A 13,599-nucleotide genomic window follows, 5' to 3' on the forward strand; every position below is an offset into this window, starting at 1 on the left:
AGTCTTTTTGATGCTAAGGCATGGCGAAGTCATCTAAGTTGAACCGGGAGCAGGAGTTCTGCATATGCAGTAAATATCAATGCTTTCTACGCCAACTTCAAGTAGTAAATGACATAATTGTCGAACGGTACTGCCTGTTGTCACCACATCATCAACAATGGCGACATGAGAGTAATCTATTTGGGTTCGCAACGAAAACGCCCCTTTTAGGTTCTGCTCACGGGTGATTTTTTTGTTGCCACGCTGAGTTTTTGTCGGCTTTGCGCGTTGAAAAATCTCGCCATCAAATGACACATTCAGGTGATGAGCGAGGTGCGTGGCTAAGACGTGGCTTTGATTAAAACCTCGTCGTAAGTACCTTTGCCAGTGTAGTGGCACGCTTGTCACGACAGGGGCCGGTTGTACTATTCGTTCTGCCAGCAGTTGGGTTAACGCACTCACATGCCAAGACTCACCATGGTCTTTAAAGCGCCTCACTTCATTTGCAAGAGGAAAGTCATAATCGCCAAGTGTGAACAGCCGTTGCCAAGGCGGAGGCTCTTTGAGACATCCCCCGCACTCAGTTCCCAAGGGTAGCTCCTCTTCATTGAGTACGAGGCCACAGCGATGGCAGCGCTTGATAGGGGCTAATAATTCAAAACAGCTGCCACACCAACGGATGCTATTCGTTTGGTGAGTGACATCGAGAGGAAATCGGCATAAGCCACATTGGCTGCCGAGTACGCGATGCATGATGTTTTGCCATTGATGAGATAACATACATTTTATTCAAGGTTGGAGTCTAGTTAGGCTAACGCTTGTTTAAAGTGCTAAGGAATAAAAATAGTGGGGGAGAACGAGAGCATGAACACGAATTTACACTGGCAGTCGTTTGGTCAAGGGCCCGACTTGGTGTTGCTTCATGGCTGGGGTATGAATGGTGCTGTGTGGCAGCAAACCGTAGAATCACTTCAGCCTTACTTTCGTTTGCATGTCGTTGATCTACCTGGCTATGGACACAGTGCCGAACATCACGCACAGGATTTAGCACAGATCGCAGAGATGGTCTTGCAAGGCGCGCCATCAAAAGCAGTTTGGCTAGGTTGGTCTCTGGGAGGCTTAGTTGCGACACATATTGCGCTCAATACACCGGAGCGAGTCAGTAAGTTAATTACCGTAGCCAGCTCACCTAAGTTTGCGGCTGAGCGTCCTTGGCGAGGGATTCAACCTAATGTACTCAGTGCTTTTACCGAACAGTTAATGGAAGACTTTTCTCTTACTGTTGAGCGCTTTATGGCATTGCAAGCCATGGGCAGTCCATCTGCGCGTCAAGATGTGAAGCAACTTAAACAAGCGGTATTATCGCGTCCCCAACCGAACCCCGACTCGTTGTTAGTGGGCTTGAATATTCTTGCTGACGTTGATCTGAGAGATGCTTTAACGGCTCTGACGATGCCAATGCTGCGCCTTTATGGTCGACTGGATGGTTTAGTGCCGATAAAAGTGGCTACGGATTTGAACGAGCAGTTGCCTAACACACAACAGTTTGTATTTAATCAATCTTCTCATGCGCCATTTATGACTGAACATGACGCGTTTTGCTCACAAGTTCGAGATTTTGCTCACAGATAAAGAAGCACCGAAAAACACTAAAGCTGTTCAAAAAGTGGTCGATATAAATATTGACCTCGTTTTATGTGAATAAACCGGTCATATTGATGAGTGGGCGGCTCTGAGGAGGGTTCGCAATGATTGTGTCACCGGCGAACGTAAGTGTGCCGTTGATCGCCCCATCTGTGAATGTGCAAACGGAACAAGCGGCTCGGGATAATAAAATCCGAGAACCTGTGACACCGACAGTCGCATTAGCGAAAGCCAATGCAGAGCGCAAAGTAAAAAGTGATGAGAAAAGGCGACGCCAGTCGGCTTGGGATCCTTCAGAACATCCAGGTTATGAAGTGGAGCCAGAAGTGGATAGCCGTTATCACAACGAATCTGAGGATGCGCTTGAGCGTCTTTTCGGTTTGCTAGCGCTCAAGTCCTACAGTGAAGAGCAGGGGAAGGGTTACACGATACGCTTTCGGTTACCTAAGCGCATTTTGGATGCAGCGATCAAAGAGGGATTGATGGAAAAGCGCAGGAAGGTGATTAAGTTTCATTATGGTCACTCAGTTGCGCCCCATACACCGTCAGAAGTGATTGCAGTACTATGACGACTCAAACAAAAACGCACCAGTCAGAGCTTCTGACTGGTGCGTTTTTTAGCAATAGCGCGGTTGAATGCGATTACTTCTTCGCTTTAGCAAATGCGGCGGCAAAAGCGCCACCCATCGCATTGTTTTGTGAGGCATCATCACGGCGAGGCTGGCGACGTTGTTGGTCATTGCGGCTTGGCGCGGAGGCGCGCTGGCTGCGATTGTCTTGGCCTGGTTCGTCGTTCAAACGCATCGATAGACCAATACGCTTACGCTGTACGTCGACTTCCATCACCTTGACTTTTACGATGTCGCCCGCTTTCACCACTTCTCGTGGATCAGACACAAAGCGGTCGGTTAGGGCAGAGATATGCACCAGGCCATCTTGGTGAACACCGATGTCGACAAACGCACCAAAGTTCGCGACGTTAGAGACCACGCCCTCTAGAATCATACCAGGCTCTAGATCGGACACGGAATTGACGCCGTCGGTGAATGTGGCAGTTTTGAACTCTGGACGCGGGTCACGACCTGGCTTATCCAGCTCTTTGATAATGTCGGTGACGGTTGGGATACCAAAACTGTCATTGGTGTAATCCACGGCGTGCAGACCTTTTAGGAAGCTCGAATCGCCAATCAGTGCTTTGATGTCTTTGTTGTTTTTCTCAGAAATCGCTTTGACCACTGGGTACGCTTCAGGGTGAACCGCAGAGGCATCAAGTGGGTTCTTGCCATCCATAATACGTAAGAAACCTGCACACTGTTCGAACGCTTTTGGCCCTAAGCGCGGCACCTTTTTCAAGGTGGTGCGTGCGTCAAAGCGGCCATTTTCATCACGGTAATCGACAATATTTTGTGCGATGGTGGTGGATAGACCTGCCACCCGCGTTAATAGTGCCGCAGAGGCGGTGTTCACATCCACACCCACTGCGTTTACACAGTCTTCGACAATGGCATCTAGACGTTTCGCGAGCATCGATTGGCTGACATCGTGTTGGTATTGGCCTACACCGATCGATTTCGGATCGATTTTCACCAGCTCTGCAAGTGGATCTTGCAGGCGGCGTGCAATCGAAACCGCACCGCGCAGCGATACGTCCATATTCGGGAATTCCTTCGCCGCGAGTTCAGAGGCAGAGTAAACCGATGCACCGGCTTCGCTAACCATGATCTTCTGTACTTTGAGGTTGCCGCGTTTGATGAGATCTGCGACAAAACTGTCCGTCTCACGCGAAGCGGTGCCGTTACCAATCGCAATCAAATCCACATTGTACTTGCGCACTAACTGATCAACGATTTGCGCTGATTTGTCGTATTGTTTTTGCGGTGGGTGAGGGTAGATGGTTTCTGTGGTCAGAACCTTACCGGTTGAATCGACAACGGCGATTTTTGAGCCTGTACGCAGCCCCGGATCCAGACCCAGAGTGGCGCGAGGACCAGCCGGCGCAGCCATCAACAAATCTTTGAGGTTGGTCGCGAACACTTCAATAGCTTCGAGTTCTGCGCGCTCTTTCATTGCGCCCATCAGCTCGGTTTCCATGTGCATCGACACTTTGATGCGCCATGCCCAACTGATCACTTGCTTGCGCCATGTATCCGCTGGTGCGCTGCTCAGTGTTACGCCATAGTGATCCGCGATAATCGTTTCACAATAAGACTGACGAGCGCCTTCTTCCTGCTCAGGGTCGGCATTCATCGCTAGCGTTAGGAAGCCTTCGTTACGACCACGTAGCATCGCTAGAGCACGGTGTGATGGCACTTTGCTTAGTGCTTCGTTGTGGTTGAAGTAGTCTTTAAACTTCTCACCTTCTTGCTCTTTGCCTTCCACAACTCGCGCCACTATATCGGCATGACGGTTTAGGTGACCGCGGATTTTTTCCAGTAAGTTTGCGTCCTCAGCAATGCGTTCCATGATGATGGCACGTGCACCATCAAGGGCGGCTTTGGTATCGGCAATGCCCTTATCTGCATCTAGGTATTTGGCGGCTTCGCTTTCTGGCTCGGTCTGTGGGTGATCCCAAAGCTGATCCGCTAATGGTTCAAGCCCGGCTTCAATGGCTATCTGGCCTTTAGTACGGCGCTTCGGTTTGTATGGGAGATACAGGTCTTCTAGGCGAGTTTTGCTGTCTGCCTGAGTAATCGCTTGCTCAAGCTCGGGCGTTAGTTTGCCTTGCTCTTGAATCGATTTCAGAATGGTCTGGCGGCGATCGTTTAATTCACGAAGGTAAGACAGACGGCTGTCCAGATTACGCAGTTGGGTGTCATCAAGACCGCCCGTTACCTCTTTACGGTAACGGGCAATAAAAGGGACGGTATTGCCGTCATCAATTAAGGTGACAGCAGCAGTGACTTGCTCTGGGCGAACATTCAGCTCTTGAGCGATCATGCGACAGATAGCTTGGCTCATCCGTGTATTCTCTTTAATTCTCTATAAACCAAGCATCTCGAGGTGACTTGGGTATAGTGGGTTTGTATTGTTAGGTTTAAACATTGGGGTTATTGCGGGAATTTGCAATGTTTTATCCCCAATGAGCTTCGAAATACGAGGTGCTGCGCTTTATCAGCGACTTTTGTGCAACAATGATTCAACGTAACTCTAAACCGAGCAAAAATTTACCTAGCGCTGATGGACATTGGTCAGATTTATGTCAAAACTGTAATTAAATTGAGAACTTATACGCCTGGTTGTCAACTAACCCTTGTAATTTTGCCCATACGGAAAACACTGATGAAGAAAATCCCTTTGGCTTTAGCGCTTTCGGCAGCCTTGCTGGGGGCACCATTCGCGTGGTCACAATCGCTTTCTGCGACCACGCAAAACCCAATTTATCAACTGGATGACAAACCTGTTCTGGGGCGAGTAGAAAGCGTCTATTACAGTGATATCCCTGAGTTAAGTGGCGTTCCTTTTATCGGTAAGATCGATACTGGTGCGGATACCACATCGATGCATGCTGAAAATATTCATTTATACAGCAATCATCCTCAGTTCAATAAACTGAAAGATAACGAGTTAATGTGGGCAGTACTCGGCGATCTCATTGGCACAGATGGAACGTGGGATGCGGAGAAATTTGCTCGTGCAGATTGGGATAAAGAGGATTTTGATGCTTATCAAGTGCATGTCACATTTACCATGCAGCACCCATTTACGGGTGAGCAGATCAAGGTGGATGATGAGCTCGAGAGGCTGAGCATTATCCGCAATCGTACTAGTGAAACGCCGATTTTACGACCAACCATCAGTTTGCCGATGACCATTGCGGGTAAAACGGTCGATACCGAGGTGAATTTAACCAAGCGTAGTCAGTTTTCTGCCCCTATTTTAATTGGTAAAACGTACCTTGATAATAACGCTTGGGTGTTTGCAGGCTACGACTATCTGCAAGAGCAACCCAATGCGCAGATGATTGGCAAAAAAGAGACCGTCGACGTTGAAGGGGTTCCGTACAAAGTCAGCGTTTCGACCACCAGTCGTTACACCAACGTACATGCGCTGGATATTCACGTTGATAAAAATAAAAAACAGGTCTCCTTTACCTTAGAAGGTGAAAACGGTAAGCGTCACTCTATGACATTGCCTCTGGTGCGTATGCTGAAAACCAGTAAGACTGAGCGTCCGTTGGTCTACTTACCGGTTAAAGTGGGTGAAAACGAAACGCAACAATGGCTGGTTTACTTGCGAGATCGCAGTAAGCTCAGCTCACAAATTCGCCTTGGCAAAGATGTCGCTAGCCAACATTTTGTGATTGATACAGATAAAGAAAACTTGTTAGGTGGTGTTGAGAAATCCTATAAGAGCGCACTGAAGTCCAAGCCTCTGGTGATTTCCCCACAAGAGTCGATCAATATTGATGGCTATCTACTGCCTGCTTATCCCACCTTTGCGGTAAAAACACCACTATTGCGCGTCAATGGATTTGAGCTGAGTGAAAAAGGCAAAGAAGAAGTGGTGACCTTCTACCTACCGACAAGTAAAGGAAAAGAAGAGAAAATCACCAAACCTGTACTGAAAAAGTTAAAAGTGGGTGAGGCGGTTCGTCCGGTCGTCGAGGGGGACTTTATGCTTGAAGGCAAAGAGAAACCCATCGAATTCGCGATTGATGTGCTGGAGAAAGAGAATCAAACGCAGCCATTTTTTGTCTTTGGCCACAACATGGCCAAGGGGGGCGTTTTCTTAAATACCCGCACAGACCATTTACTGGATGCGAGACCACTGTTTAAAGCGGGTCATATTGAAGTGGCGGAAGTCGAAGGCATGTCGTTCCCTGTCAAACTGGATACGGGCGCAGATGTGAGCTCGATTAACGCGAAGGACATCAAACAATTTAAGAAAGATGGCGTTGATATGGTGAGCTTTACCTACGAGAACGATCTGGGAATGACGAAATCGTTCACCAAAGAAGTGGTGGGGGTCATGCGCATTACCGCTAAGAAAGGCGAAAAAGCAAATGTGCGGCCGGTTGTAGAAATGCATGTCAAACTTGGTGACTTAGAGAAGAAAGTTCGAGTGAATTTACAAGATCGTAGCCGCTTCCATTACAGCATGATTTTGGGCAAGAACTTCTTAAAAAATGGCGCGTTGGTGGCCAGTGATACGAACTATATCTTGACGGATAAACCGGATTACGAAGAGTGATCTGTATGAGAAATAAACAATGCCGCCCTTTTGAACAAAAAGGGCGGCATTGTTTTACTGTTCGTCTGCTTGGTAGCGAATGTTATTCACAAACCATTCTTTGTACCCTTCCGGGGTTTTTACCGCGAACTCGTCGTCGACTTCTTTTTTTAGTAGAGCGCGTGCCATTGGTGAGTCAATGGAGATGTAGCCCTTTGCATCGCCGTAGATTTCATCCGGTCCAACAATGCGGAAGCTTTTGACATCACCTGCTTCGTTTTCAATTTCTACCCATGCCCCAAAGAAGACTTTTCCTTCCTGCTGGGGGGCATAATCCACGACTTTGACTTGCTCAAGGCGTTTGCGTAAATATCTGACTCTACGGTCAATTTCACGCAGACGCTTTTTGTTGTACTGGTAATCTGCGTTCTCACTGCGATCGCCCAAACTTGCTGCCCAAGTGACTTTCTTGGTGACTTCCGGCCGTTCTTCTCGCCACAAAAAATCGAGTTCAGTTTTTAAGCGGTTGTAGCCTTCGCGAGTAATTAGATTGGTTTTCATCAGACGTAAATCAGAGGTTATTGGGTTCTGCTGCTCATATTAGCCTTGAATTAAGCCGACTGTAAATTGTTGTGAAAGGGAGATAAAGCCTCTAGCAACCCGAAATAAATGCAAAAACAGTGGCTAAGATAAAAAGAGTAACAATTTGCACAAGCACGTTTGAAAAAACAGTGATACATTTTTGCCATTAGATGCTTTTGAAAGGATGTTTCAATGCAGGAAAATCATAAAATTTTAGTGGTTGATGACGATGCTCGTTTGCGTGCTCTTTTGGAGCGTTACCTTTCTGAGCAAGGTTTTCAGGTGAGAAGTGTTGCTAATGGCGAACAGATGGACCGTCTTCTGACCCGTGAAAATTTCCACCTTATGGTGCTCGATTTAATGCTGCCGGGCGAGGATGGCTTGTCGATTTGTCGTCGTCTTCGTCATGCCAATAACATGTTACCGATCTTGATGCTGACCGCAAAAGGTGACGAAGTCGACCGTATCGTTGGCTTGGAAGTCGGGGCTGATGATTACCTGCCGAAGCCGTTCAACCCTCGTGAGCTGCTCGCACGCATTAAGGCGGTATTGCGTCGCCAAACGGTTGAACTGCCAGGCGCGCCAAGCACGGAAGAAAAAGTGGTGGAATTCGGTGACTTCCGTCTGAACTTAGGTACGCGCGAAATGTTCCATGGTGAAGAGGCAATGCCGCTCACTTCTGGTGAGTTTGCGGTACTGAAAGCCTTGGTAACAAACGCTCGTGAGCCTATGTCTCGCGATAAGCTGATGAACATGGCTCGTGGTCGCGAGTACTCAGCAATGGAGCGTTCAATTGACGTGCAAATTTCGCGTTTGCGCCGCATGTTGGAAGATGATCCAAGCAAGCCTCGCTACATTCAGACAGTATGGGGCTTAGGCTACGTATTTGTCCCAGACGGTAAAGAGACATAATCTTTCAAAAAGGTTTGCCGATATTCGCAACTCATATTCCGCCCTCAAGCCTCCTTCCTGATTGAGGGCTGGAACCTCGCAATTAAGGCTTTCCACTAGGAACGGTCCATTAGGAACTCTCCATGCGAATCCGAAGTTCATTTACACAATCTATCCTGTTGTTTATCTCCTTGTTGCTCGCTAGCCAAGTCTTTTCTTATTACGCTGTTTTTAATTATGCGTTGATGCCAAGTTTGCAGCAGTTCAACAAAATTCTCGCTCATGAATTGAATCTAGTACTGGATGAAAATGGTCCACTCAAATCGGATGCACCATTGCGTCATCAGCTGTTGGAAAGCTTGGGTGTGACGGTGCATAGCGTAGATAGTGAGGTGATGAATGAATTCAATCATGCGATGCCTATCGACCTGATGTCTGAAGAGATGACGCAGGAACTGGGTTCACCAACGGAAGTACGCTTACAGCTAGGCAGCGAGAGCTACATCTTGTGGATGCGTATTGATCAACTACCGAATTCCATTATTCGCATTCCACTTTCTGAACTGCAAGAAGAGGACTTTGCACCGCTGTTCCGTAATAGCTTAATCATGGCACTGCTGATCATTGCGGGAGGGTGGCTGTTTATTCGCTTGCAGAATCGTCCACTTATCGCACTGGAGAAGGCGGCAAAAGGCGTCGGTCGAGGTGAAATTCCACCACTATTGCCGGAGAAAGGCGCATCGGAGATTCGTTCAGTAACCCGTGCGTTTAACCAGATGTCGAAAGGCATCCAAGAACTGGAAGAAGACCGTGCGCTATTGATGGCGGGTATCAGTCATGACTTACGGACGCCACTGACGCGTATTCGCCTCGCGACAGAAATGATGTCGCCAGAAGACAGTTATTTAGCCGAAGGCATCATCAGCGATACTGAAGAGTGTAATGAGATCATCAGCCAGTTTATGGACTACCTCAAGCCGGTAAATAAAGAATCGTTTGAGCAGGTGGACATCAATACCATCACTAGCGATGTCGCGACGTCGGAAGGGGGTTATGAAGTCGAAATCGAAACTGAGTTCAACCCAACGATGCCGACCGCCAAGGGCAGCCCAATCGCAATTAAACGCGCGGTGAGTAACCTTGTGGTCAATGCTCTGCGTTACGGTAATGGCTGGGTGAAAATCAGTACTGGCGTGACTGCGGACAAACAGCTGGTGTGGGTGTGCGTTGAAGATAATGGTCCGGGTATCGAGCAATCCCAAATTGCGCGTTTGTTTGAACCTTTCACTCGTGGCGATACGGCGCGAGGCAGTGAAGGGACGGGGTTGGGCCTAGCTATCGTGAAGCGCATCGTTAGTCAGCATTCAGGCTCGGTTGTGGTGCGTAACCGCAGCGAAGGCGGCTTAATTGCACAGATCAGTTTCCCTACCAAGTAATCTTTTCTCAAACGCTTCCAATAAAAAAGCCCAACCTATTGCTAGGTTGGGCTACCCGATAATCCTAGGCAAGGTTAGGATTTTTGTCCCTCTTGAGCAACGAGCTCATCTTCCTCTTCCAATTTCTCTGGAAGCAACAGGTTCAATACGATCGCAGTGATACCGCCAGCGGCAACACCGGTTGAAAAAATGCTCTTAATGAATTCCGGCATAAACTGAAGAATTTCCGGTTTTTGTGCGATTCCCAACCCCATTGAGAATGACAGTGCCATGATCAGGACAGCACGGCGGTCTAACTCAACACGAGAGATGATGCGTACACCTGCTGCCGCGATCGTACCGAACATCACAATCGTTGATCCGCCAAGCACGGGTTCAGGAATCAACTGCACGAAGCTTGCGACCCCAGGGAATAGCCCGAGAATAACCAACATACCCGCAATGAAGTAACCCACATAACGGCTTGCAACGCCCGTTAGCATAATGATGCCGTTATTTTGGCTGAAGGTAGAGTTTGGGAAGCTGTTGAATACGGCTGCGATTGCTGAGTTGAGGCCATCGGATAAAACACCACCCTTAATACGTTTCATGTAGACCGGGCCTTTTACTGGCTCGCCGGACACTTCAGACGTTGCGGTGATGTCGCCAATCGCCTCTAGTGCGGTAATGAAGAAGATCAGCACTAATGGAATGAACAGTGACCAGTCGAAGCTAAGGCCGTATTGCATTGGAATCGGTAGCGCAATCAGCTCTGTTTTGCCGAGCTTAGCGGTATCGACCATGCCCATAAAGTACGCCATCACATAGCCAACCAGCATCGCAATCACGATAGAAGCAACGCGTAAGTATGGGTTTTTAGAGCGGTTTAGTATCACGATCAAGCCAAGCACGGTACCGGCTAGCGCGAGTTTATCTAAGCTGCCAAATGTACCATCACTCATCGCTGCGTAGCCGCCGCCCATCGATACCAAGCCCACTTGGATTAGGGTTAGGCCGATAAGCGTTACGACGATCCCTGACACTAAGGGGGTAATAATGCGGCGTGCGTGTTCTAGAACGCGAGATAAGAACACCTCTGCAAATGAGGCGACCAAAATAGTACCGAAAATGGCCGCCATCATGGTGTTGATATCAGCCCCACCGGCTTTAAGCGACAATCCTGCACCAATAATTGGACCTAAGAAGTTAAAGCTGGTGCCTTGTACTGATAACAAGCCAGAGCCAATAGGGCCAATAGTACGAATCTGAATGAATGAAGATACCCCGGATGCGAATAAGGACATGCTGATGATGGTGTTGGTTTGGTCTGCTGGCACCCCCAATGACTGACATATGATCAGAGATGGGGTGATGACCGCAACGAACATCGCCAATAGATGCTGAAGTGCCGCAAAAAGAGTTTGAGGTAGTGGTGGACGATCGTTTAACTGATAGACCAGTTCCGAAGCTCGGTTTGAAGTTGTCATTGTTTGTCTCGCTAGTCGCAATAGTTCTTGCCCAGAGCTCGCTGAATGGGAGTGCTGGGTGGAGTTGACGTTATTGCCTGTGATTGCTGTTAATCAGTGTCAACTCAGGTTGGTTTGATGTGACAAGGCGCACATCATCAATTTTGAGCGCGATTATAGAGGTATTTATTTAGAAAGCAAACGTTTGCCTTTTGGATAAAAAAAAAGGCGAGCTAATTTGCTCGCCACTGTCGCTCACGCCTTAGAGTAAATATCGCGCTCACCAAGCCAGCGATCGATGATGGCACTCGCATTGTCTGGGTAAGTATCATGAATATGGCGAGCAATGCGCTGAACTTCTGGAATTAAGCGCTGATCTCGCACTAAATCGGCAATTTTAAAGTCTGCCAAGCCGGTTTGCTTGGTTCCTAGTAGTTCACCCGGCCCACGAATCTCCAAGTCTTTCTGTGCAATCACAAAGCCATCGTTGCTTTCACGCAGTACGCCTAAGCGTTTCTGGGCGGTTTTCGATAGGGGAGAGTGGTAGAGGAGCACGCAGTGGCTGGCAACTGAGCCTCGCCCTACACGACCTCGTAATTGGTGTAGTTGAGCCAGGCCTAATCGCTCTGGGTTTTCGATGATCATCAAGCTAGAGTTTGGTACGTCCACGCCGACCTCAATAACGGTGGTTGCGACGAGCAGGTGCAGCTTGTTGTCTTTGAAATCTTGCATTACCGCTTGTTTCTCTGTCGGCTTCATTCGTCCGTGCACTAGACCAATTTTTACGTCGGGCAGTTTACGTTGCAGCTCTTCGGCGGTGTCGGCGGCGGCTTGAGCTTCCAGCACTTCGGATTCATCAATCAAGGTACATACCCAATACGCTTGTTTGCCTTCGTTTAAGCAGGCATTGCGCACACGTTCGACGATGTCATCACGTTTGGTGTCAGGGATCGCCACGGTTTGAATGGGTGTTCGCCCTGGTGGCAACTCATCAATCACAGAGGTTTCCAAGTCAGCGTAGGCGGTCATCGCTAACGTCCGCGGAATCGGCGTTGCTGTCATGATGAGCTGATGTGGATAAGCGCCTTGTTTCGCGCCTTTCTCGCGCAACTCCAAGCGCTGGTGGACACCAAAGCGGTGCTGTTCATCAATGATGACCAAAGCGAGATGATGGAAATCAACATGTTCTTGGAATAGGGCGTGAGTACCCACTACCATTTGTGCTTCACCACTGGCAATGCGTGCCATCTCGGCTTCTCTAGCTTTGCCTTTGAGCTTGCCCGCGAGCCAACCAACTTGAATGCCCATTGTTTTAAACCAGTTGGCGAAGTTCGTTGCGTGCTGCTCAGCAAGCAGTTCGGTCGGTGCCATCAAGGCGACTTGGTAGCCATGTTCGATGGCTCTGACGGCGGCTAAAGCGGCAACCAAAGTTTTACCTGAGCCCACATCACCTTGCACTAGGCGCATCATTGGGTGGGCTTTTTCTAAGTCGGCTTCAATTTCTTTCACCACTCGTGCTTGCGCATTGGTCGGTGAAAACGGCAGCTGTGCTAGCAAGTTCTTTTTGAGCTTATCGCAAGGAGGGAGTGGCAGCGCCACATCTTGTTGGCCTTTACTGCGTACCGCCAGCATAGAAAGGTTTTGCGCCAATAACTCTTCCATGATCAGGCGAATTTGTGCAGGGTGTTTACCTTGGTCAAATTCATCTAAGTTGATGTTTGGTGGTGGGCGATGGATGGTGTGCAGCGCTTGCGACATGGTGATTTGGTGATTGTACAAGCCGGATGGCAGCAACTCTTGTACCGCCGCTTTGTCGAGTAGAGCCAGTGCCTGCTGGGTAAGATTACGCAGGGTGATTTGACGCAGCCCATCAGTGGTTGGATAAACCGGTGTTAAGCTTTGCTCCACATCGGGCTTTTGTTCGCTAGCATAAAATTTATAGTCAGGGTGAACAATCTCTAGGCCCATACCGCCACGCTTAATCTCGCCGTAAGCATGCACTAACTTACCTTGCGAGAAGTTGTTTTTCATTGCGGCGGTGAAGTTGAAAAAACGCAGTGTGATGGTGCCATTGCCGTCACTGATTTTTACCGTCAACATTTTACGCTTGCCGAAAATGGTATCGACAGCCATGACCTTGCCTTGCACAGCAGCCCAAAGGCCAGCATGCAGCTTGACTATTGGGTAAATGCGCGTGCGGTCTTCGTACCGTAAAGGAAGGTGGAATAGCAGATCTTGAACCGTATGTAAGCCGACCTTGGCCAGTTTTTCTGCGACTTTAGCGCCAACCCCAGACAGTGAGGTTAAAGGAATAGCAGATAACAGTTGGGCAGACATAATGGGCTCAAGAAAATGGTTAACATAGCAGTATGTTAACCATGGAGCTGTGTTTTTGTACAGGAAAAAATAGGTAAGTCTTCATGAGGAGTAGGATTTCGCTGCCCCGTCATTCC

General features: G+C 48.5%; 10 protein-coding genes. 5 read left to right on the forward strand and 5 right to left on the reverse strand.

Annotated elements, in window-relative coordinates:
• Nucleotides 1-33 precede the first annotated feature (33 nt).
• Nucleotides 34-759 (reverse strand): phosphoribosyltransferase family protein, encoded by a 726-nt coding sequence (locus tag AK965_RS08340; protein WP_099079174.1) that lies wholly within the window; start codon nt 757-759, stop codon nt 34-36.
• Between the two features lie 84 nt (nt 760-843).
• Here AK965_RS08340 and bioH point away from each other — a divergent pair, with 84 nt between their 5' ends.
• Together bioH and AK965_RS08350 are read left to right on the forward strand one after the other, a co-directional pair.
• Nucleotides 844-1,611 carry a pimeloyl-ACP methyl ester esterase BioH gene (bioH, locus tag AK965_RS08345; RefSeq protein ID WP_172438109.1) on the forward strand — a complete coding sequence of 256 codons (768 nt, stop codon included), beginning with the start codon at nt 844-846 and terminating at the stop codon, nt 1,609-1,611.
• A 116-nt stretch (nt 1,612-1,727) separates the two neighbouring features.
• Nucleotides 1,728-2,192, forward strand: coding sequence for an ATP-dependent Lon protease (locus AK965_RS08350; protein WP_099079176.1), 465 nt, complete (start codon nt 1,728-1,730; stop codon nt 2,190-2,192).
• A gap of 73 nt (nt 2,193-2,265) precedes the next feature.
• On the opposite strand, the gene AK965_RS08355 is transcribed toward AK965_RS08350, so the two are convergent.
• The gene (locus tag AK965_RS08355; RefSeq protein WP_099079177.1) at nt 2,266-4,581 is read right to left on the reverse strand and encodes a Tex family protein; all 2,316 of its coding nucleotides are present in this window, start codon (nt 4,579-4,581) and stop codon (nt 2,266-2,268) included.
• A 321-nt stretch (nt 4,582-4,902) separates the two neighbouring features.
• On the opposite strand from AK965_RS08355, the gene AK965_RS08360 reads away from it, so the two are divergent.
• Complete coding sequence (locus tag AK965_RS08360; protein ID WP_172438110.1) at nt 4,903-6,813, forward strand: RimK/LysX family protein; 1,911 nt, start codon at nt 4,903-4,905, stop codon at nt 6,811-6,813.
• Nucleotides 6,814-6,867: 54 nt separating this feature from the next.
• On the opposite strand, the gene greB is transcribed toward AK965_RS08360, so the two are convergent.
• The gene (gene greB, locus AK965_RS08365; RefSeq protein WP_099079178.1) at nt 6,868-7,353 is read right to left on the reverse strand and encodes a transcription elongation factor GreB; all 486 of its coding nucleotides are present in this window, start codon (nt 7,351-7,353) and stop codon (nt 6,868-6,870) included.
• A gap of 213 nt (nt 7,354-7,566) precedes the next feature.
• Between greB and ompR the strand changes: the two genes are divergently transcribed.
• Nucleotides 7,567-8,286, forward strand: a complete 720-nt coding sequence (gene ompR, locus AK965_RS08370; protein ID WP_099079179.1) for a two-component system response regulator OmpR — start codon at nt 7,567-7,569, stop codon at nt 8,284-8,286.
• A 122-nt stretch (nt 8,287-8,408) separates the two neighbouring features.
• Complete coding sequence (gene envZ / locus AK965_RS08375; RefSeq protein ID WP_099079180.1) at nt 8,409-9,701, forward strand: two-component system sensor histidine kinase EnvZ; 1,293 nt, start codon at nt 8,409-8,411, stop codon at nt 9,699-9,701.
• Between the two features lie 74 nt (nt 9,702-9,775).
• Here envZ and AK965_RS08380 read toward each other — a convergent pair whose 3' ends face one another.
• Both AK965_RS08380 and recG read right to left on the reverse strand, forming a co-directional pair.
• Entirely contained in the window at nt 9,776-11,167 is a 1,392-nt protein-coding gene (locus AK965_RS08380; RefSeq protein ID WP_172438111.1) for a uracil-xanthine permease family protein, read from the reverse strand.
• A gap of 234 nt (nt 11,168-11,401) precedes the next feature.
• A complete protein-coding gene (gene recG, locus AK965_RS08390) occupies nt 11,402-13,483 on the reverse strand; it encodes an ATP-dependent DNA helicase RecG (protein WP_099079182.1) in 2,082 nt (693 codons plus the stop codon).
• Nucleotides 13,484-13,599: the final 116 nt, after the last annotated feature.

Source organism: Vibrio sp. PID17_43, from assembly GCF_002608565.1.
GTDB lineage: Bacteria > Pseudomonadota > Gammaproteobacteria > Enterobacterales > Vibrionaceae > Vibrio.

Bases quoted from the DNA above. Each gene is read 5' to 3' on its own strand.
- AK965_RS08355 (WP_099079177.1), bottom strand. From the start codon at position 4,581: ATGAGCCAAGCTATCTGTCGCATGATCGCTCAAGAGCTGAATGTTCGC.
- ompR (WP_099079179.1), top strand. From the start codon at position 7,567: ATGCAGGAAAATCATAAAATTTTAGTGGTTGATGACGATGCTCGTTTG.
- bioH (WP_172438109.1), top strand. From the start codon at position 844: ATGAACACGAATTTACACTGGCAGTCGTTTGGTCAAGGGCCCGACTTG.
- AK965_RS08360 (WP_172438110.1), top strand. From the start codon at position 4,903: ATGAAGAAAATCCCTTTGGCTTTAGCGCTTTCGGCAGCCTTGCTGGGG.
- envZ (WP_099079180.1), top strand. From the start codon at position 8,409: ATGCGAATCCGAAGTTCATTTACACAATCTATCCTGTTGTTTATCTCC.
- AK965_RS08380 (WP_172438111.1), bottom strand. From the start codon at position 11,167: ATGACAACTTCAAACCGAGCTTCGGAACTGGTCTATCAGTTAAACGAT.
- AK965_RS08350 (WP_099079176.1), top strand. From the start codon at position 1,728: ATGATTGTGTCACCGGCGAACGTAAGTGTGCCGTTGATCGCCCCATCT.
- AK965_RS08340 (WP_099079174.1), bottom strand. From the start codon at position 759: ATGTTATCTCATCAATGGCAAAACATCATGCATCGCGTACTCGGCAGC.
- recG (WP_099079182.1), bottom strand. From the start codon at position 13,483: ATGTCTGCCCAACTGTTATCTGCTATTCCTTTAACCTCACTGTCTGGG.
- greB (WP_099079178.1), bottom strand. From the start codon at position 7,353: ATGAAAACCAATCTAATTACTCGCGAAGGCTACAACCGCTTAAAAACT.